Here is an 18,916-nt window from a genome sequence, read left to right as displayed (position 1 = left end):
AATCGAAGTGGCGCTAGTCTTCCCCGAGCGTGATGCTGTGCAGGAATGCTGCGTCGTTGAGCACGTTGTCGGGCAGGTCGCCCTCAACGAACTCCAACATGATGTCCATGTCCTTGCCGTTTCCCCGCAGGGCGTCCGACACCGTCTGCCACAGCAGCTTCCTGTTCCGGAGCGGGAACCGTTCCGCTTTGGGTCCCCAGGAAAAGCAGTGGACGCCAACGACGTGGGGCAACACCCGGTGGAGCGACTCAAGTGCCTGTTGGTCGGAAAGCCCGACGGCGGGTTGCCAGTACGTGCCGACGTTGGAGTGGTTGACGCGTCGCAGGAGCTCAAGTGTTGTTTCGGGGGAGTCGGTGAGGGTGTTGCCGTGATACTCGAAGGTGACGGCTATTCCTCGCTCGGCCGCCAGGTCTGCCACCCGTTGCGTGTCCTTTACGACAGCATCCCAATGATTGTCTTGGGCGTCTGCCGAACCAAGCTCTCCAGCCCAGATGCGTATTCGAGGTGCGCCCAAGGTCGCCGCCAGCTCCAAAGTCGGGCCGAAATCGCCGAAGTCGCCAGCGCGGTAGTAAGAGCCAAGCGAAAGGACCGTGAGGCCAGCCGCTTCAGTGGCTTCCTTGGCGTGGGCAGCCGATGCGGCGTCACTGACGTGGACATCAGTGCCCCACTCGATGCCTGCCAAGCCTGCGTCGGCAGAAATACGGACGACGTCGTCAATCTCCGAATCCCGTAGGGTGACGGAACAAATGCCGGGCGTGAGGTCCGCCAACGTAGTGAGGTCGATCATTGGTTCAGGATAGCTGGAATGCGCTTACCCGATAAGGGCGTATCGCCTGTTGAACAGATATCCAAGGCCAAGAGGAACCGCTGCCACAACACTCATCCCGTGTTCGGGCGTGCCGGCGACATGCTCCCGGCTGGGCACCCGCGGCACTTCGGTACGGTGAAATCGAAACAGCGTTAGTTCGACTTACTCAGGGTCCTCCCCATGATCGCCTGTGTCAGGGCATCGATGACCTCAGCGTTGGCCAGGGGATTTCGGATCAAGGTGAAATCGACGTCGCCCACGGGCGGGAGGTCGAAGCGCTGGGTGATCACCTTGAGGTCTTCAGGAACCAGGGATGCGGGCATCACCGCAACGCCAATGCCCGCCCGCACTGCGGCCAGCACGCCGCTGATCTGTTTGGTGCTGCACGTGATGCGCCACGTGCGCCCTGCCGCTTCCAAAGCATCGATCGCCAACTTTCGGCTCAGGCTTGGCGCAGGGTAGGCAATCAGCGGCACCGGAGCACCCGGCTCAAGGAGTGTTTGCTCGACGCCAACCCACGCGAAGTTGTCATGCCGGACCACGGTGCCTTCCTTGGCGCCAGCCACCCACTTCACGAAGACGAGATCCAGCTGGCCGGCGTTGAGGCGTTTGTAGAGTTGGTCGCTTTGGCTGACGGTCAGTTCCAGGTTGATCTGCGGATACAGTTGCCGGAATTCGCGCAGGATCCGCGGGAGGCCTGTGATTGCGAGGTCGTCCGCAGTGCCGAACCGAAGACGGCCCCGCATTGCGGAACCGGAAAAGTATCGTGCGGCGGAGTCGTGGGCCGCAAGGATGCTGCGGGCGAAACCAGCCATGGCGTCACCGTTGTCCGTCAGCCGGACTTCCCGGGTGTCACGGGCCACCAGGACCCGCTTTGCGGCGGCTTCGAGCTTGCGGACGTGCTGGCTCACTGTTGGCTGGGCCAGCCCCAATCGCTCGGCTGCCTTGGTGAAACTCAGCGTCTCAGCGACGGCCAGGAAGGAACGGAGCTGGACAGGTTCAAACACGGAACTCCTCAAGCGCTGGGTCGAATTAGTGCGGAAGTACGGGCGCATCATTGCAATCCGCAATGCTAGTTATAGGCGCAATACGCTTCCATAATTGCTGCTGGCAACCATAGCGTTAAAGGCATCCCACCGAAACTCTCGATCCGAGGACTATCTTTGGCACCCCCACCGCCTTCAGCGGCAAATGTCAGCCAGCCCGTCATCGATTCCCTGTCCGCGCCGCAAACGCCGGACACCGTCACCCAGCCACTCGCCGTCGTAAGCGAAAAGCTGCCCTGGCGGCACACCTTTATCTCCCTGAAGGTACCCAACTTCAGGATTTTCGCAATCGGCCACTTTATTGCCGTGATTGCGATCTGGATGCAACGCATTGCCCAGGACTGGATGGTGCTGCAGCTCTCAGGCTCCGTCACCGCCGTCGGAATTACCGTGGCCCTGCAGTTCATGCCGTCGTTGTTCCTTGGCCCGTGGGGCGGCATGATGGCTGACCGCTTCGCGAAGCGAAAGATCCTCATCATCTGCCAGTCCGCGGCTGCCGTTCTTGCTGCGACATTGGCGGCGCTTTCCCTCAGCCACCGCGTAGAAGTCTGGCACGTCTACGCGATCGCCCTGGTCCTGGGCTTTGTAACCGTGCTGGACCAGCCGGCGCGGCAGGTATTCGTCAACGAACTCGTCGGTCCCAAGTACCTGCGCAACGCCATCAGCGTCAACTCAACAACCTTCCAGCTCGGTGGCCTGATCGGTCCGGCACTCGCGGGATGGCTGCTCACTGCTGTGGGCGCTGGTTGGGCGTTCGCGGCCAATGCAGTCGCATGTTGCTCGACCGTCGCTATGCTCCTGATCCTCCGCAAAGACCAGCTGCACCTTAGCCGGCCGACGCCTCGCAAGAAGGGCATGCTGCGCGAAGGCCTCCAGTACGCCCTCAGCAAACCCACTATCTACTGGCCATGGCTGATGGCCGGATTCATAGCTGTTTTCGCGATGAGCCTTCCGGTGCTGCTGGCCGCCTTTGCGGACCACGTGTACGACGCCGGGGCCGGAGGCTACGGCCTGCTGAACGCGATGGTTGCGCTCGGCGCACTGACGGGCGCTGTGACGTCCACTCGACGTCGTCAGCTCCGGTTGCGATCGGTGGTGCTCTCGGCCGGGCTGTATGGCTTGATGCTCTGCCTATCGTCAGTGATGCCGTCCATGGTCTGGTTCAGCGTCTCGATGGTCCTGGCTGGATTCTGGTGCCTCATGTTCCTGACAGCGGCAAACCAGATGGTGCAGACCAGTTCCAACATGAGCATTCGAGGCCGGGTCATGAGCCTGTACTTGGTGGTGCTCATCGGCGGCCAGGCAATTGGCGGCCCCGTCATGGGTTGGCTCGCCGAGCACCTGGGGCCGCACTTGGCCATCCTTGTGGCTGGCGGTGTGCCGGCAGCGGCGGCGGCTGTGGTCGCCGTCGTGCTGGCCCGGAAGGCTTCCCTGCACATCAAGGTGGACCTGCATGACCGGCGTCGCGTACTCCGGATCGTTGACCGGACCCAAGCGGCATAACCGGATCGGGGCCGGGCGTCAGCGTGGGCTGACGACCCCTGGCTCTGAACTCACTGGCTTGGATCTAGTGACCTGGACTCACTGGGCGGGCTCGACGGCGGGCCGGCCATGGGTTACCCGGTGGCTGACACGGTCCGCGGTGTCGTCAACGCGGACGAAGTGCTCCACAGGCTCCATGTAGAACCGGGCACTGTTGATGACGCCCTCTTCCACGCCGAAAATGATGACGCCCGTGAGCTCATGTGGCGTGCCATCCCGCCAAGCGCCCTGCATATGCAGCTCGGTCCAGGCCTGGTGGCCGGACACGCTGTGGGACACCATCCGAACCTTGATGTCCGGCACTCCCGTGAAGAGCTGTTCCCAGTTGCTACGGATAGCGTCCCTGCCCGTAAAGCCCCTGGTGGGGTGGGCAGGCGTCTCATTGACATAGCCAGGCGCGAAGCATTCGGCCAAGGCTTCAAGATCATGCTTGTTCGTGGCTTCCAGCAGGCGGTGGATGACGGCGAGTGGACCCGCCTCAGCATCGTCGGTGAGAGTCATTGGAGGACCTCCCGGATAGGTGGATGTATCTACGAGTTTAGGCTCGGTGGCCGCCCGGGTCGACGGGCGCAGGGCCTTATCTGGTGAGTGCCGCCGTCGTGATTCCCAGCTGCGTGGCTTCCTGACCGACTTTGAATTCGGCGACAACCACAATGCGTTGATTTGCCGGTATTTCGCCGGGGTTCGCCGCCAAAGAGGGTCAGGACCATACGGGTTCTTAACGAGATGACCCCCTGCCCGGAGGCAAGGGGTCATGAGTGAGCGGGCGACGGGAATCGAACCCGCGTATCGAGCTTGGGAAGCTAGCGCTCTACCATTGAGCTACGCCCGCGTCGCTCCGGGTATTCGCCGGAGCGAGTCCTAGCTTAGCGCAGTTCCGGCGGTCCTCATGACAGGCGCGCGACCATGTCTATTTGAAGAGCTTCAGGCCGTTCCAACCGGATCCAACCTGCGCGTAGGTGGTCCAGGAACCCCTGCCGAGGCCGTAGTTGTAGAGGTTGCCATCAGCAGTCTGCGCGGTGACGCCGCGAGCGCCCGCGCCGGTCAGCCCGAAGCTCGGCAGCAGCGTGCGCATGTACTGCCAACCCGTGCCCACGGTGGTGGCCGGGCCAAAGAAACCAGCCCAGCCGTCTCCGCGATAATTGATCAAGGAACCGGAAGCTGTCCTCGCCAGGATGTCATTGGCTCCGTCGCCCTCCCAGTCGGCCATGGTCAGTTCCAGGCCGTTCCAGCCCTTGCCGATGACCTGCGGAGCGCTCAGCGCACCGCCGAAAGTGTTGGGGTAGTAGCGCAGCACACCATCCGGAAAATACCCGACGACGCCGGGCCGGGGGTGCGCGTGCGTCCACTTGCCCACGGTGATGGTCATGCGATCCCAGCCGCCGTTCCCCACGACAACCTGACCGGCGAAGCCGCCGCCGGGAAGGCCGCGGTAAACGCCGAGGACGCCGTTGTTCCACTGCGCAAGGATGTCGTAAATGCCATCAATGTCCCAGTCCACCACGAACCCCTGCTTCAAGCCGGTCCAGCCCGAACCGATCTGGAGGGGTGCCCCATACCCGCCTGCCGCCGTCGCGGGGTAACGCAGCATCCGGCCTGAAGAGTCGGCGGCTACGAGGTCGGCTCCGGACTTGATGCTCGCGGCCGCCGCGGGGTTTCCAGCGAAGTAGTCCTCCAGCGTCGGGAATCCGCGCCGGTTCATATCAGTGGCCAGTGCGACGCCAACGTAGCGCAAGTGCCAAGGCTCGTAGCTGTACCCGGTGGTGCCCGTGTAGCCGTTTGGGTATCGGACGATGAAGCCGTACTTGTGGGCGTTGGCTGCCACCCACTTGCCGGCTGCTGTATCTCCGAAGCAGGTGCTCAGGCCACAGGAACCAGCAGCATTGCCGATGTCCATGGCGAGGCCCGTCTGGTGCTCGCTATACCCGGGACGTGCCGAGATGGTGTCCGCATAGGCCTGGCCGTAAATGCTGACGTAGTAGGCATACACTTCCTGCTGCTGGGCATACGAACGGTAGCCGCTCACGATCGACAGGCCGCCGGTACCAGCGTCGGCTGCCCCTTGGAAGAGGCCGTTGAGCCAGACGGCGGCTTCAGCCCGCATGTACTGGCCCGAGCCGCGGGCATTGATGAGATCGCTGGGGGCGTAGCTGACGGGATTCAGTGGCCGGGATTTGTTGACCAGGACAGAGAAGCTAGCAGGGTTCCCGATGGGATCCACGCTGGGCAGGGGATTCACGGTGGTGGGCGCTGCCATTTTGTTCGCGATTGCGGATGCCGCTGCCACGGGAGCCGTTGTTGGAAGCGGCGTTGCCGACGACGGCGCGGCGGTGATGACTCCGCCAGCCACAGCCATGGTGAGGAATGCTGCGCAAGCGGCCAGCCGTCGTCGTGCCTTGCCATGGACAGACGGATGTTTCAGTACTCGCATTACGCCCCCAATTTGGTTTTTGCCAGCGGCACGAACTCTACCCGGCCCGGGACTATGTGTCAGCTGTGTCTCAGATACACCGCCAGGTAACCATTCGGTCAAGGCTCGTTTGTCGTGTGTCGCAGGCAAGCGCGGCTGACTATTCTGAAGGTGTTAGCTGCAGTGTATGGGGAACCGGGCTACGACATTCGAACCGTACGCCGAAAGAGGTTTCCGTGGCATTTGCAGCTTATGAAGTGGTGATCAGCAGGGATGCCATGACCGTCTATGGATTCCTCATGGATGGTATGAACAACTCGCTCTGGCGTTCGGGCGTGCGCAGCATCTCGCTTCGATCCGGTGTCCGTGGCCAGAAGGGCGCGGTTTATCAGCAGACCCTTACTGGCCCGGGAGGACGGCCGATCGCCGCTGACTTCGAGATCACGGAGGCCCGGCCGGGCGCGGAAGTCCGCTTCGCCGTGGTGGCCGGACCCGCCCGGCCCACCGGCGGCTATTACCTCAGCACCGAAGGCAAGACCACCCGGCTCAGGTTCGCCCTGGAGTACCACCCCAAGGGCTTGCAAAAACTCATGAACAGCATGATCCAAAAAACCATGGAAAGTGAAGTTGCCCAGTTGGAGCAGCTCAAGACCGTGATTGAGTCCGGCCAGACGGTTTGATCGCTGGGTTGTTCACTACTGGGCGAGCTTGAAGCCGCTCCAACCGCCCCCGACGATGACCGGCGTCGTCAGTCCTCCCGAGGTGAGGTCCCAATACTCCAATACTCCATTGGTGCCAAGGCCCGCGACGCCCGTGGTGTTTGAGCCGGTCACTCCTTGAAGTGAACGCAAACCGGTGTAGTCGGTCCACTCCGCACCCACCACAGGCCTGGCCTCCTGCTTCGGGATGGCCAGCCCGCTGCCGCGGTACAGCCTCAGGTAACCATTGGGCTCGACCGTGAGGAGGTCCTGGAAACCATCGGCGTTGTAGTCCACCATGCTGAGCCGCACGGCCTTGTTGCCTGTTCCGATTGCTGCCTGGGTTCGTATGTACGTCATTCCGGAATTCTTGTAGAACCAGAGGCCGCCGGATGCATCCATGGCCACAATTTGCGGGAGACGGTTGTTTGCACACCAAGTACCCACGGCTATGTTCAGGGACTCCCACCCCTGGCCCAGGACTCCGGGCGATCCGAAGCCGCCTGACTGCCTGCCCGGGTACACCAGGAGCGCTCCGTCCAGGCGTTGGGCGATGAGGTCAAAGACGCCGTCGCGGTCCCAATCGGAAACGAACAACTCCTTCAACCCGGTGAAACCGATTCCGATCTTGCGGGCCGTGCCGTATTTGGCGTTACCCAGGGACGGGTAGGAATAGACCGTTCCGTCCGGGCTGATGGATACAAGGTCTGCAGCGCTGCGGATGGCCGCCGCACTCAGATCCACGGTAGGCGGCTGGTACTTGCCGCCGGGTTCGCACACACCCACAGGATCCGTGGGCGGCGTGACAGTCCCGCCTGGGCGCGTAGTGGTTCCGGCGGGCAGCGTGGTGTAGCCGAAGAAGTTCACCACGCCCCACAGTGTGTAGCGGTTGGGCGTTGTTTGCCAATTGCCGTCCGTGTACGTGATTCCGATGCCCATCACATTGAAGCGCGGATCGCGCAGCAAGGCGTCGTGACCGGGGGAGCCCTTCCACCACTCCACCAGTTGGGCAGCGTCACGATCCCATCGAACGGCAATGACCTCACCCGCACCGTTGGTCGGGTTAAGCGCGCGTGGGTCCGTCCAGAAGTTCGGCCTGTGCTGGATCACTTCGCGGCTGGCGATGCTGTTCGACCATTCCTGCGCCATGCTCGCCACGGTTGCGTGGTACTTCACCGGGGCCAGACCCAAAGAAGCGCGGTAGCTGTTGATGGCGTTGAACACGGTCAAGATAGCCGCGGTGTTGTCGTCAGGGAGAAGCGCGAGGGCACCGTTGTCCGGATCCGCATCGCTGTTCGGGGTCTTCCCGGGGAAGGGCGTGGGGGTTGGTGAGGGTGTGGGTGGGGCTGGCGTTGAAGATGGTGAGGGTGTCGGTGGGGTTGGCGTTGGTGACGGCGCGGAAGCCGTTTGTGACGGCGTAGATGTTGGAGTTGCTGAGGGTGTTGGCGGTGACGTGGTTTGAGTTGGTAGCGCTGTTGGCGTCGGTGACTCCGACGGGCCAGGTCCCGCGGCGGGTGCCGTCGGCGTTGGAACGGTGGGAGGAGCCGACGACGGTGCAGAGGCGGGAGGACTCGGGACGGCTGGTTCGTTGGCCTCCGGACTCGCGGAGGGAGTGCCGTACGAGGAAGGATCGTCCGGGCCCCATGAGGGCCCGATGTTCGGCACCGGAGGGGGCGTCTCAACCATCGGATCTACTGCGACCGGTCTGCTCGGCGCACCACTTTCGGAACCGGGAGCTGTCTCCGGGCCCGTTGTAGGGTCACCAGCTTCTTCGCTGGCGGCGGGGGTCGCGTCCAACGGTGCGGGGGCCGGCGTCGTACTCGTTTCAGGGGCCGTGAGGCCGGAAGGGACGCTGCCCGAAGAAGTAGTGCCGCCGCCCGGTAGGGCCTCTGTAGCTGGCAGGATTTGGCTGGACGCGGCTACCAATATGGCAAGCGCGCCAGCCAGCACGATAGCCGCAGGCGCTGACAATTTCCCCACAATAACCCCGCGAATGCTCGTGGCCCCCAAGTACGGGCGCGGCTTTACATGTCCGGGAACTATAGTCCCATGGGGCGGCGCGGACAATGCATGGGGTATTTTTGATGCTGTGCTGATCTCTGACCGCGATATTCGTGCCGAAATAGACTCCCAACGGATTGTCCTTGAACCGTACGATCCCGCGATGGTTCAGCCGTCTTCCGTGGACGTGCGGATCGACCGGTTTTTCCGGCTCTTCGACAACCACAAATATGCCCACATCGACCCCGCCGAGGAGCAGCCCGAACTGACCCGGCTGGTGGAGGTTGAAGGCAATGAGCCTTTCATCCTGCACCCGGGTGAATTCGTATTGGGGTCAACCTATGAGACCGTCAGCCTGCCTGATGACATCGCTGCCCGGCTTGAGGGTAAGTCTTCCCTCGGCCGGCTTGGTTTGTTGACGCACTCCACCGCCGGCTTCATCGATCCGGGGTTCTCCGGACACGTCACGCTGGAACTTTCCAACGTGGCGACGCTGCCCATTAAGCTATGGCCGGGCATGAAGATCGGCCAGTTGTGCTTCTTCCGCCTGACGTCCTCAGCGGAACACCCCTACGGTTCCGGTGAGTACGGCAACCGCTATCAGGGCCAGCGCGGACCGACCGCCAGCCGAAGCCACCAGAATTTCCACCGGACGGCGATCTAGCCGGAAACAGGCTGGGCGTCAGGCGCCAAGCGTTCAGCGCTACCCGTCAGGCGCTGGCGCGCTCGGCAGTCCGCGGCGGTGTGCGCGGGCTCCTGCGCAGTGCCTTGACCACAGGTTCCACGAAGCGAGCCGCCAGCGGACCCGTGATGGCCATGATAAGGACGTAAGCCGTAGCCAAGGCTGCGACCTCGTCCGGTACGGCTCCCGAGGCCACCGCCAAGCCAGCAATGACGATAGAGAATTCACCACGCGCAATCAGGGCCGCTCCCGCACGGAAGCGGCCCGGCATTGCGATGCCTGCGCGTTTGGCTGCCCAGAATCCCGTGAACATTTTCGTGGCAGTTGTCAGCAGGGCGAGGAGCAGCGCCCAGCCCAGGACCGGCGGGATGGACGTTGGGTCCGTATTGAGGCCGAAGGCAACGAAGAAGATTGCGGCAAACAAGTCCCTCAGGGGTTCAAGGATGCGGGTCGCATTGTGGGCCGTGGCGCCGGAGATGGCGATGCCCAACATGAATGCACCCACAGCGGCTGAGACCTGCAGGGCGGAGGCGATACCGGAAACCAGGAGGGCCAGGCCGAGCACGTTCAGCAGAAACACTTCCGAGTTCTCGCTGTGAACGGCTTGGGAGACGCGGTGCCCGTGTTTGAGCGCGATCATCAGGACTACCGTGACGACAGCCAGCGCGATGCCCACCGTCTGCAACCCACCCAGGAACCCAACACCGGCCAGGATGGCAGTGAGAATGGGTAGGTATATGGCCATGGCCAGGTCCTCGAAAACGAGGATGGAAAGCACCACGGGAGTTTCGCGGTTACCGATACGCCCTAGGTCCGTGATGACCTTCGCCGCGATTCCTGAGGACGAGATATAGGTAACGCCACCCATCACGATGGCGCCCACAAGACCCCAGCCCAGAAGAACGGCAATTCCGGCGCCGGGGAGGAAATTCAGGACGAAGTCCAGGACACCGGCCTGCCATGAGCGTCTGAGTCCGGTGACGAGTTCGGATGCGGTGTATTCCAATCCGAGCATCAACAGCAGCAGGATGACGCCGATTTCGCCCGAAAGATGGGCGAATTCATGCATGCCATCCAATTTGACGAAGCCGCCTGCACCGAAGGCCAAGCCACCCAGCAGGTAAAGCGGAATGGGGGACATGCCAATCCGGCCCGCTAGTCGAGCAAGGAGACCGAGGCAGAAGACGACGGCCCCCAGTTCAACGAGGGCTAGTGCGAGCGGATCCATGGTGGGTCAGCCGTTGCGGAGGATATCGGCCGCCGTGTCGAGGCCTTCCTGGGTGCCAACCGCAACGAGCAAATCACCCGTGTGAAGTACGACGTCGGGTGCGGGCGAGGGGACGACCTCGCCTTCGCGCATAATCGCGACGATCGAAACGCCACTGCGGGTGCGGACCTGGGCTTTGCCCATGGGCTGGTTCACGAACGGGGAGTCAGGGGTGATGGAGAACTGGCGGGTCACGATGCCTGGTATCTCCCGGTGGGCCTCTGCCAGGCGCATGGCGATGTGTTGCCCGCCCAGGAGGTTGCCCAGGGTTGCGGCTTCATCGGCCGTAAGGGGAATGGACGCCTGGCAGGTGTCCGGGTCATCCCAAGTGGACACGAAGAGCTCCGTCTCGCCCTCGCGAAGCTCCACGACACCGATGCGACGGCCAGAGGCCGTGACGAAATCCTTACGGACCCCAAGGCCCGGGAGTTCAGTCTCATCCACGTTCATATCTCCACCCTAACTCTGTTGGAACTGCACTGGTACGGCGTTCGCGCTCAGCTGTTGCAGTGAAGTCAGTGATCCGGTACCACGGCGATTTGGGTCTTGCTGGGCGGCTTCACTGGCAGGATCACCAGGAGGCCGGCAAGCAGGACAACCATAATGCCGAGGATGCCCCATCGCTGGGCTCCACCTTCTTCAACAATCGGAGCGGCAATTGTGATGCACAGGGTGAAGAGGGTGGGAGCCAGGAAGCTGACAGCCCGGCCCGTGGTGGCGTATAGCCCGAAGAGTTCTCCCGACTCGCCGTCCGGGGCTAGCCTGGCCAGGAAGGCCCTTGACGAAGACTGGGCTGGCCCAACAAAAAGGCACAGCAGCAGGCCGAAGATCCAGAACGTATTGGCGGCAGGCCAGCTGGTTCCAAAGAACACGTAGTTTCCGTTGCCAAGCACCAGGATAAACGTGCCCGCGATCAGCAGACCCACCAAGGAAAGCACGATGACTGCCTTGGGTCCGATCTTGTCGTCAAGGAAGCCACCGATGATGGCGCCAACCGCTGCCACGACGTTGCCGAAAATCGCGAAGAAGATAACTTCCTTGAGTTCGAAACCAAAGGTCCCGGCCGCGATCACCCCGCCGAACGTGAAGACTGCAGCAAGGCCGTCGCGGAAGATCGCGCTGGATAGCAGAAAGTAAATGGTGTGGGGACTGGTGCGATAGATGGCCGCGATGCGCCGGAGCAGCAGCTTGTACGACGCTATGAATCCCAAGGACGCAGAGTCCTTTTTCACGGAAACTTCCGGAACGGCGAACAGCACGGGAAGGGCGAAAATGAAGAACCACAGGGCCGAGAAAATGGCCACAAGCCGGATGTTCAGTGATTCTTCCGTGGATGCACCGAACCATTCGAAAGACGGCTGGACGAACAGTTGCAGGACCAGCAACAACGCCACGATCCCACCGAGGTATCCCATGCCCCAACCAAAGCCGCTGACCTTGCCGATGTTTTTGGGGGTGGAGATTTGGGCCAGCATGGCGTTGTAGTTCACGCCGGCAAACTCAAAGAAAATATTGGCAAGCGCAATCAGGCAGACACCTAGCAGGAGGAATCCTGGCTGCGGGAACACAAAGAAGCACAGGGCCGTGAGGACGGCTGTGGCCGCAGTGTTGACTCCGAGCCAGAGCTTGCGTCGGCCGCCCGCATCCGAACGTTGGCCCGTCACCGGTGCCAGCAACGCGATGGCCAGGCCCGCGACGGCCAAAGCGGCACCTAGCGCGGCAGATGCAGCGTCCTCGCCGCCGAAGGCAGAGGAGGTCAGGTACACCGTGAAGACGAACGTGGTCATGATCGCGTTAAAGGCAGCAGAGCCCCAGTCCCAAGACGCCCAGGCAAGGATTTGGCCCTTCTTGGAGGAAGCAGGTCCGGAGGCAAGCTCGGATGCTGGGTGGGAGGCTTCGGGAACTGCGGCCGCGTTCATAGCCTGAATGCTATCGGGACTCTGACAGCGACGGACAGATGACAGACCGCTATGTGAATAACGCAGGGGGAATTCATCCGCAGGCCCCATCGGCTCCGGCCAAAAACTGTCCGGGCCCCTTGATAAACTGGTCCAACTGAACCCAACGTATGACCGCCTGCTCCAACTTTTGACAATTCGTTTCTGACTTTGCGGAGAAAACAGTGATCACAGTTCTCGCCATCACCTTTGTAGCGGCAACTGTGGCGCCCTTGATCTTTGGCAAACTTGGTCGGAACGCCTTCTATGTCCTCGCAGCGGTTCCCGCGGTGGCCTTCATTTGGCTGGTCCTCCAGCACGCTCCCGTATATTCCGGCGCCGGCATAGAAGAAGTATTCCCCTGGATTCCGAACCTGAAGCTCGAGTTTGCCTTCAGGATGGATGCGCTCGCCTGGGTCATGTCACTGCTCATCCTCGGCGTTGGCTCTTTGGTGCTGGTCTATTGCGCCCGGTACTTCAAGAACAAGGACCCTGGGCTCGGTGGGTTCGGCGCCCAACTCCTGGCTTTTGCCGGTGCCATGTTCGGCCTGGTGACGTCCGACGACCTCCTCATGATGTTCATCTTCTGGGAGCTCACCACTGTCCTGTCCTACCTGCTCATCGGCTATGCCCGCACCCGCCTGGCCGCACGGCGTTCTGCACTGCAGGCGCTGATGGTGACGACGGCGGGCGGGTTGGCGATGTTGGTGGGTCTCATCATCCTGGGCCAAGCCGCAGGAAGCTACCGGATCTCCACCATCCTCGACCAAGCCGGGACGCTCGTTAACGGCACCACAAGCGGGATGGTGGGGGCCGCCGTCGTTCTCATCCTGGTGGGTGCCGTGACCAAATCGGCGCTGGTCCCCTTCCACTTCTGGCTTCCGGGTGCCATGGCGGCTCCAACGCCAGTAAGCGCCTACCTGCATGCCGCAGCCATGGTGAAGGCCGGTATCTACATCGTCGCGCGCCTGGCGCCGGGATTCGCCGAATCGCAGTTCTGGCTCCCCGTGGTCCTGGGCCTCGGCTTGGCCACTATGTTGGTGGGCGGATACAGGGCCCTCCGCCAGACCGATATCAAGCTCATCCTGGCCTACGGAACAGTGAGCCAACTGGGTTTCCTCACCATGGTGGTGGGCCTGGGCAGACCTGACGCCGCCCTTGCCGGGCTTGGGCTTCTGCTGGCCCACGGCTTGTTCAAGGCGGCGCTGTTCCTGGTGGTCGGCATCATCGACCACCAGTCCGGGACGCGCGATATCCGGAAACTCTCCGGCGTCTTCCGCTCCTCACGAGCCCTGGGGGTTGTGGCCGCGATTGCGGCTGCATCCATGGCGGGGGTGCCGCCGCTGGCGGGTTTCGTGGCCAAGGAATCCGTCTTTGAAGCCTTCGTGCACTATGGAAGTGGTCATGACGCACCGGGCTGGGGCATCTGGATCCTCATCGGTCTCGTGATCGGTTCCATCCTCACCTTCGCTTACAGCGCCCGCTTTATGTGGGGTGCCTTTGCCACGAAGCCGGGTATAGAGCGCACGCCCTTCAAAGCCATCAGGCCCGCCTTCCTGGCCGCGCCCGCGCTCCTGAGCTTCCTCACCATTGTTTACGGGCTGTGGCCCGCGCCGGTCGATAGTTGGATCCAGCCTTACGCAGCGCTGTTCGCGGATGGAGAGGAAGCCGTCGACGCCGGACATCTGGCTTTGTGGCATGGGCTCACGCCCGCCCTGGGACTGACCGCGATCACCTTTGTGGCCGGTGCCGCAATGTTCTACGGCCGTAACGTTGTTGCACGGGTGCAAAGCCTGGTTCCCGATTGGGTGGACGGCGACCGCGCCTACCGACACACGATTGGCGCTTTGGACGACGTCGCAGTGTGGGTCACGGGCCGCACCCAGCGTGGTTCACTGTATTTCTATCTGACGGTCATCCTCACGGTTGCCTTCGCAGTGCCGCTCGCGGCTCTGCTCCTGAACAACAAACCTTTGCCCGACGACGTCTATTTCATCGATCCGAACTCTCCGCTGCAGTTGATCGCGGGAGTGGGTATCGTGGTCGGCGCCCTGGCTGCTGTCCGCGCCAACAAGCGGTTCCTGGCGGTGCTCATGGTGTCTGTTACTGGTTACGGCATTGCGCTCATGTTTGCCCTGCAAGGTGCACCTGATCTCGCACTTACCCAGATGCTGGTGGAGACCATCGTGCTCGTGGCCTTCGTTTTGGCAATGCGCAGCCTACCCGCCGAACTACGGGACCGGACAGGTGGCCGCCTCCGGGTGATCCGCGTGATCATCGGCGCGGCGTTCGGTATCACTATGATCTTCGTGGCTATCTACGCCATGGGGGCCCGCGTCGCCCCTCCTGTCTCCCTTGAATTTCCACGGCTGGCCTACGAAGGCGGCGGCGGCTTGAACGTGGTCAACGTGACCCTCGTGGACATCCGCGCGTGGGATACCTTCGGCGAAATCTCGGTCCTAGCGGTTGCCGCTACGGGCGTTGCCAGCCTGATCTTCGTGCGTAGCCGCGGCGATCGCATCAGAACCTCAGAGGCAGTGCCGGAAGGCAGCGTGGGGCGCCGCACCGGCGTCGACCGTGACTCCCGCGACGGCGCCCGGCTGGCCCTGGCGAGAAAGTTCACGGACGTGACCCGTGATGCCTGGCTCGTTGCAGGCAGGACGCTGGCCCCCGAGCGGAGATCCATCATCTTCGAAGTGGTCACCCGGCTGATTTTCCACTCGATGATCGTCTTCTCCATCTATCTTCTCCTTGCGGGCCACAACCTGCCCGGGGGTGGCTTCGCTGGCGGCTTGACCGCAGGCCTCGCCCTCACTATCCGCTACCTTGCCGGTGGACGCTTCGAGTTGAGCGAGGCGGCGACAGTGAGTGCCGGAACGTTGTTGGGGACGGGACTTGCGACCGCCGCAGCGTCCGGTTTCGTGCCCCTTCTCCTCGGCGGACAGGTGTTCCAGAGCGCGATCATCGAGTTTTGGCTGCCCGTATTCGGGGACGTCAAGTTCGTCACGTCCACGATCTTCGATATCGGCGTCTACATAGTGGTGGTGGGCCTGGCGCTCGACGTTCTACGCAGCCTGGGCGCCGAAATCGACGAACATTTTGAAGAGAAGGGCGCGAAGGCCGGAAAGACCAGGGTCGCCGAGTCTGCGCCCGCTGAAACTGCCGCCTCCGGGAAGGGCAACCCATGAGCATCAACCTGACCCTCCTGATAGTCATGGGTGTGCTGTATGCCTGCGGCATCTACCTGATTTTGGAGCGGAGTCTGACGCGCGTCCTCCTTGGCTTGATGCTGCTTGCCAACGCCACCAACCTCCTGATCCTCAGTACGGGAGGGTACGCCGGCCTTGCTCCCCTGTTCGACAAGGAAACAGCCTCCACTCAGTACAACGACCCCCTGCCCCAGGCGTTGATCCTCACATCCATCGTCATATCATTCGCCGTCACTGCCTTCATGCTTGGCATCATCTACCGCACCTGGGCCTTGGCACGGCAAGACGAGATCCAGGATGACCTCGAAGACCGCCGCGTAGCCCGGACTCCCAGCTTCGACGCGGAAGACGACGCGATTGTCCCGCTGGAAACATCGGAGTTCGTGGTGACTGCGTCCACCCCCGAGGAACGGCTGCACCCAGAGGCGACGGAAACACCCAAAACGGCATCCAGCCGGGAAGGAGGCAGCGCGTGAATCTCGCAAACCTGTCGCCACTGGCTGTCCTCCTTCCGATCCTCGGAGCAGCCCTCGCGTTCGTGCTGATCAGGCACACGGCTGCGCAGCGGGTAGTCAGCATCGTGATACTCAGCGCGACACTCCTGCTCGAATGCCTGCTCCTGGCGTCCGTGTGGGAGGGAGGCACCACATCCGTCACGCTCGGTGGTTGGCTGCCGCCGTGGGGCGTGGTGTTGGTGGTGGACCAGTTCTCCTCGCTCATGCTGGTGGTTTCCACCGTGGTAAGCCTCGCGGTCCTGATCTACGCCACCGGTCAAGGCATGGCTGATGGCGACCAGGAAGCGCCCGTCTCGATCTTCCACCCCACCTATCTGATCCTGGTGGCGGGCGTCTCCAATGCCTTCCTGACAGGTGACCTTTTCAACCTGTACGTGGGTTTCGAAATCCTGCTGACGGCAAGCTACGTGCTGATGACCCTGGGTGGGACGGGGCCCCGCATTCGTGCCGGCGTCACTTACGTGGTGGTGTCCGTGGTGTCGTCGGTCCTGTTCCTCATCGCAATCGCCATGATTTACGGAGCTACAGGGACCATCACCATGGCGGACCTCGCCATCAAGCTGGCCGAGCTGGATCAAGGAACCCAGAATCTCCTACACGTGATGCTGCTGGTGGCCTTCGGAATCAAGGCGGCAGTATTCCCACTGTCGTTCTGGCTTCCCGACTCCTATCCAACCGCTCCGGCTCCTGTCACAGCCGTGTTTGCCGGTTTGCTGACCAAGGTTGGTGTTTACGCCATGGTCCGTACCGAGACACTCCTCTTTCCCGGCGACACCCTCAACGTGCCCTTAATGGTGGTGGCGCTGCTGACTATGGTGGTGGGCATCCTGGGTGCCTTGGCGCAGAGCGACATCAAACGTCTCCTGTCCTTCACCCTGGTCAGCCACATCGGTTACATGGTGTTCGGCCTGGCAATGTCCTCCATCACGGGCCTTGGCGCGGCCGTGTTCTACGTGGCGCACCACATCACCGTGCAGACAAGCTTGTTCCTGGTCACTGGTTTGATTGAGCGGCGGGGCGGTTCGTCGTCCATTGACCGCTTGGGTGGCCTAGCCAAGCTCTCGCCACTCCTTGCCCTGTTGTTCTTCGTCCCGGCAATGAACCTTGCGGGCATCCCGCCGTTCTCGGGTTTCCTGGGCAAGCTCGGGCTTCTCCAAGCAGGCGTGCAACTAGGTACGCCGCTGGCCATCGTTTTGGTGGTGGGTGGTGTGGTCACCAGCCTTCTCACCTTGTTGGCAATTGCCCGTGTTTGGAACAGGGCATTTTGGCGCAAGCCCGAGGACGCCGAGTACCCGGACCCGGTGCTTCAGACCCCAGGCAACGTGGGGGTACTTCCCCGGACAATGGTGGGCTCCACCGCTGGCCTTGTCGTTTTCGGTGTTGCGCTCACAGTCTTTGCGGGCCCACTCTTCCACCTGGCCGACGGTTCGGCGGAAATCATGTTGGACCGCACCGCCTACATTCATTCAGTCCTGGGAGACTCCGCGCAGGTACCGTCCGTAGGTCAGTCAGGGGCTGCCAGATGAGCCGAAAACCGATCTCCTTCCGCACTGAACTGCCGCTGCTGGTATGGCTGGTCATCGTCTGGGGCGCCCTGTGGCGGGACTTCAGCCCGGGCAACCTGCTGTTCGGTGCGCTCATCGCTGTGCTCGTGGCCAAGTTCTTCTATCTTCCGCCGGTGGAGCTCAGCGGCAGGTTCAATGTTCTCCGCGCTATTTCCTTCGCCCTGGTATTCCTGGGCAAAGTGGCGGCAGCGAGCTTCCTGGTCCTCTACCTGGCCGTAGTGAAGGGGCCAAAGGTGCGTAGCGCCGTCGTCGCTGTTCCGTTGCGCAGCCATTCGGACCTCATAGTGACGGCAACCGGGCACGTTATTTCGCTGATCCCGGGCTCGTTGGTGGTGGAAGTGGACCGCTCGACGTCCACGCTTTACCTACACGCGCTCAATATTTATGAGGAAGCCGGAATCGCCAAGATCCGTCAGGAAGTCCAGAACATCGAGGCCGCGCTGATCCGGATCATGGGAACGCGCGAGGAACTCGACGCGCTCCAGGATGAACCAACCCCGGGCCTGGAAGGAGCAGCTCTGTGAAAGAACTCGTTCTGCTGGTGACGGCTGTCACCCTCAGCTTGGCGGCGGTGGGAGCGATCATCCGTATCGCCATAGGCCCCTCCTTGTTGGATCGCGTGCTGGCATCGGATGTCCTGCTGGCCATTCTCGGCGCAGCGCTTGCGATCGATATGGCGATGAACCGGCACCTGAACAACCTGGTGTTGCTCGTGGCGCTCGCGGTGATCGGCTTCGTAGGCTCCGTAACTTTTGCCCGATTTGTAGCAGATCGGAGGGATCAGGGCAATGACTCCTGAAGCCACCGGTGTGGATGCCGTGATCGACGTAGTGACGGCAGTGTTTCTTGTGGTGGGTGCCCTCATGTCGCTCGGAGCCGCAATTGGCCTCCTGCGGTTCCCCGATCTCATGAGCCGCATGCACGCGGCAACCAAACCGCAGGTCCTGGGTCTTTTCCTCATGCTCGCGGCCATGGGCCTGCAAATGCGTACATGGTGGGTCTGGCCGGTTCTCGTGGTGGCCTGGATTTTCCAGCTACTCACTGCACCGGTCTCCGCACACATGGTGGGCCGCTCTGCTTACCGAACCAAGCATGGGCACCGCGAACTGCTCACCAAGGATGAGCTTGAAGCGGTTGTCCAAAGGGCGGCCGGCGACGGTTCCACCCCGGACGCTTAGAACAACCCGGAACAACGCGGGGTCACTTACGCGCCCTCCCGACGGCGGTGAGGGAGCC

General features: G+C 62.2%; 18 protein-coding genes and 1 tRNA gene. 9 read left to right on the top strand and 10 right to left on the bottom strand.

Going from position 1 to position 18,916, the window contains the following annotated elements; all coding sequences use genetic code 11:
* Positions 1-13 precede the first annotated feature (13 nt).
* Both LDN90_RS21690 and LDN90_RS21685 read right to left on the bottom strand, forming a co-directional pair.
* The gene (locus tag LDN90_RS21690; RefSeq protein WP_223947085.1) at positions 14-787 is read right to left on the bottom strand and encodes a TIM barrel protein; all 774 of its coding nucleotides are present in this window, start codon (positions 785-787) and stop codon (positions 14-16) included.
* A 173-nt stretch (positions 788-960) separates the two neighbouring features.
* Positions 961-1,815, bottom strand: coding sequence for a LysR substrate-binding domain-containing protein (locus LDN90_RS21685; protein ID WP_216927132.1), 855 nt, complete (start codon positions 1,813-1,815; stop codon positions 961-963).
* Positions 1,816-1,971: 156 nt separating this feature from the next.
* Here LDN90_RS21685 and LDN90_RS21680 point away from each other — a divergent pair, with 156 nt between their 5' ends.
* Complete coding sequence (locus LDN90_RS21680) at positions 1,972-3,357, top strand: MFS transporter (protein WP_223947084.1); 1,386 nt, start codon at positions 1,972-1,974, stop codon at positions 3,355-3,357.
* A 78-nt stretch (positions 3,358-3,435) separates the two neighbouring features.
* Here the strand turns inward: LDN90_RS21680 and LDN90_RS21675 are convergent, their stop codons facing one another.
* The 3 genes from LDN90_RS21675 to LDN90_RS21665 form a co-directional block, all read right to left on the bottom strand.
* On the bottom strand, positions 3,436-3,897 hold the full coding sequence (locus tag LDN90_RS21675) for a nuclear transport factor 2 family protein (RefSeq protein ID WP_216927136.1): 462 nt from the start codon (positions 3,895-3,897) through the stop codon (positions 3,436-3,438).
* 260 nt (positions 3,898-4,157) lie between these two features.
* Positions 4,158-4,228, bottom strand: a tRNA-Gly gene (locus LDN90_RS21670).
* Between the two features lie 78 nt (positions 4,229-4,306).
* Positions 4,307-5,827, bottom strand: coding sequence for a M15 family metallopeptidase (locus LDN90_RS21665; protein WP_223947083.1), 1,521 nt, complete (start codon positions 5,825-5,827; stop codon positions 4,307-4,309).
* Between the two features lie 215 nt (positions 5,828-6,042).
* Between LDN90_RS21665 and LDN90_RS21660 the strand changes: the two genes are divergently transcribed.
* Entirely contained in the window at positions 6,043-6,486 is a 444-nt protein-coding gene (locus LDN90_RS21660; protein ID WP_216927140.1) for an SRPBCC family protein, read from the top strand.
* A gap of 15 nt (positions 6,487-6,501) precedes the next feature.
* Here the strand turns inward: LDN90_RS21660 and LDN90_RS21655 are convergent, their stop codons facing one another.
* Together LDN90_RS21655 and LDN90_RS21650 are read right to left on the bottom strand one after the other, a co-directional pair.
* Positions 6,502-7,728, bottom strand: a complete 1,227-nt coding sequence (locus LDN90_RS21655; protein ID WP_223949357.1) for a CAP domain-containing protein — start codon at positions 7,726-7,728, stop codon at positions 6,502-6,504.
* Between the two features lie 25 nt (positions 7,729-7,753).
* A complete protein-coding gene (locus LDN90_RS21650; RefSeq protein ID WP_223947082.1) occupies positions 7,754-8,149 on the bottom strand; it encodes a hypothetical protein in 396 nt (131 codons plus the stop codon).
* 444 nt (positions 8,150-8,593) lie between these two features.
* Here LDN90_RS21650 and dcd point away from each other — a divergent pair, with 444 nt between their 5' ends.
* On the top strand, positions 8,594-9,169 hold the full coding sequence (gene dcd / locus LDN90_RS21645) for a dCTP deaminase (RefSeq protein WP_216927188.1): 576 nt from the start codon (positions 8,594-8,596) through the stop codon (positions 9,167-9,169).
* Positions 9,170-9,215: 46 nt separating this feature from the next.
* Here the strand turns inward: dcd and LDN90_RS21640 are convergent, their stop codons facing one another.
* The 3 genes from LDN90_RS21640 to LDN90_RS21630 all read right to left on the bottom strand — a co-directional run bounded on the left by LDN90_RS21640 (position 9,216) and on the right by LDN90_RS21630 (position 12,373).
* Complete coding sequence (locus LDN90_RS21640) at positions 9,216-10,415, bottom strand: cation:proton antiporter (RefSeq protein ID WP_216927150.1); 1,200 nt, start codon at positions 10,413-10,415, stop codon at positions 9,216-9,218.
* 6 nt (positions 10,416-10,421) lie between these two features.
* Positions 10,422-10,904 (bottom strand): cation:proton antiporter regulatory subunit, encoded by a 483-nt coding sequence (locus tag LDN90_RS21635; protein ID WP_223947081.1) that lies wholly within the window; start codon positions 10,902-10,904, stop codon positions 10,422-10,424.
* Positions 10,905-10,969: 65 nt separating this feature from the next.
* On the bottom strand, positions 10,970-12,373 hold the full coding sequence (locus tag LDN90_RS21630; protein ID WP_216927154.1) for an MFS transporter: 1,404 nt from the start codon (positions 12,371-12,373) through the stop codon (positions 10,970-10,972).
* Between the two features lie 203 nt (positions 12,374-12,576).
* Here LDN90_RS21630 and LDN90_RS21625 point away from each other — a divergent pair, with 203 nt between their 5' ends.
* The 6 genes from LDN90_RS21625 to mnhG are packed head-to-tail and all read left to right on the top strand — an operon-like array spanning position 12,577 to position 18,858.
* Positions 12,577-15,579, top strand: coding sequence for a Na+/H+ antiporter subunit A (locus LDN90_RS21625; protein ID WP_223947080.1), 3,003 nt, complete (start codon positions 12,577-12,579; stop codon positions 15,577-15,579).
* Complete coding sequence (locus tag LDN90_RS21620) at positions 15,576-16,076, top strand: Na(+)/H(+) antiporter subunit C (protein WP_216927158.1); 501 nt, start codon at positions 15,576-15,578, stop codon at positions 16,074-16,076. The genes LDN90_RS21625 and LDN90_RS21620 overlap by 4 nt, the downstream gene beginning before the upstream one ends.
* Positions 16,073-17,641, top strand: coding sequence for a Na+/H+ antiporter subunit D (locus LDN90_RS21615; RefSeq protein WP_223947079.1), 1,569 nt, complete (start codon positions 16,073-16,075; stop codon positions 17,639-17,641). Before LDN90_RS21620 ends, LDN90_RS21615 begins: the two co-directional genes overlap by 4 nt.
* On the top strand, positions 17,638-18,204 hold the full coding sequence (locus LDN90_RS21610) for a Na+/H+ antiporter subunit E (RefSeq protein ID WP_223947078.1): 567 nt from the start codon (positions 17,638-17,640) through the stop codon (positions 18,202-18,204). Before LDN90_RS21615 ends, LDN90_RS21610 begins: the two co-directional genes overlap by 4 nt.
* On the top strand, positions 18,201-18,479 hold the full coding sequence (locus LDN90_RS21605; RefSeq protein ID WP_223947077.1) for a monovalent cation/H+ antiporter complex subunit F: 279 nt from the start codon (positions 18,201-18,203) through the stop codon (positions 18,477-18,479). Before LDN90_RS21610 ends, LDN90_RS21605 begins: the two co-directional genes overlap by 4 nt.
* The gene (gene mnhG, locus LDN90_RS21600) at positions 18,469-18,858 is read left to right on the top strand and encodes a monovalent cation/H(+) antiporter subunit G (RefSeq protein WP_216927171.1); all 390 of its coding nucleotides are present in this window, start codon (positions 18,469-18,471) and stop codon (positions 18,856-18,858) included. The genes LDN90_RS21605 and mnhG overlap by 11 nt, the downstream gene beginning before the upstream one ends.
* Positions 18,859-18,916 lie beyond the last annotated feature (58 nt).

It is taken from the genome of Arthrobacter sp. NtRootA1 (genome assembly GCF_019976975.1).
In the GTDB taxonomy this organism is placed as follows: domain Bacteria; phylum Actinomycetota; class Actinomycetes; order Actinomycetales; family Micrococcaceae; genus Arthrobacter; species Arthrobacter aromaticivorans.
This window is presented reverse-complemented; position numbering and strand designations above follow the sequence as displayed.

What these genes read in the sequence shown, in the direction of transcription:
- LDN90_RS21630 (WP_216927154.1), bottom strand. Translation starts at nt 12,373, where the DNA reads ATGAACGCGGCCGCAGTTCCCGAAGCCTCCCACCCAGCATCCGAGCTT.
- LDN90_RS21640 (WP_216927150.1), bottom strand. Translation starts at nt 10,415, where the DNA reads ATGGATCCGCTCGCACTAGCCCTCGTTGAACTGGGGGCCGTCGTCTTC.
- LDN90_RS21620 (WP_216927158.1), top strand. Translation starts at nt 15,576, where the DNA reads ATGAGCATCAACCTGACCCTCCTGATAGTCATGGGTGTGCTGTATGCC.
- LDN90_RS21675 (WP_216927136.1), bottom strand. Translation starts at nt 3,897, where the DNA reads ATGACTCTCACCGACGATGCTGAGGCGGGTCCACTCGCCGTCATCCAC.
- mnhG (WP_216927171.1), top strand. Translation starts at nt 18,469, where the DNA reads ATGACTCCTGAAGCCACCGGTGTGGATGCCGTGATCGACGTAGTGACG.
- LDN90_RS21650 (WP_223947082.1), bottom strand. Translation starts at nt 8,149, where the DNA reads ATGGGGCCCGGACGATCCTTCCTCGTACGGCACTCCCTCCGCGAGTCC.
- LDN90_RS21665 (WP_223947083.1), bottom strand. Translation starts at nt 5,827, where the DNA reads ATGCGAGTACTGAAACATCCGTCTGTCCATGGCAAGGCACGACGACGG.
- LDN90_RS21690 (WP_223947085.1), bottom strand. Translation starts at nt 787, where the DNA reads ATGATCGACCTCACTACGTTGGCGGACCTCACGCCCGGCATTTGTTCC.
- LDN90_RS21610 (WP_223947078.1), top strand. Translation starts at nt 17,638, where the DNA reads ATGAGCCGAAAACCGATCTCCTTCCGCACTGAACTGCCGCTGCTGGTA.
- LDN90_RS21635 (WP_223947081.1), bottom strand. Translation starts at nt 10,904, where the DNA reads ATGAACGTGGATGAGACTGAACTCCCGGGCCTTGGGGTCCGTAAGGAT.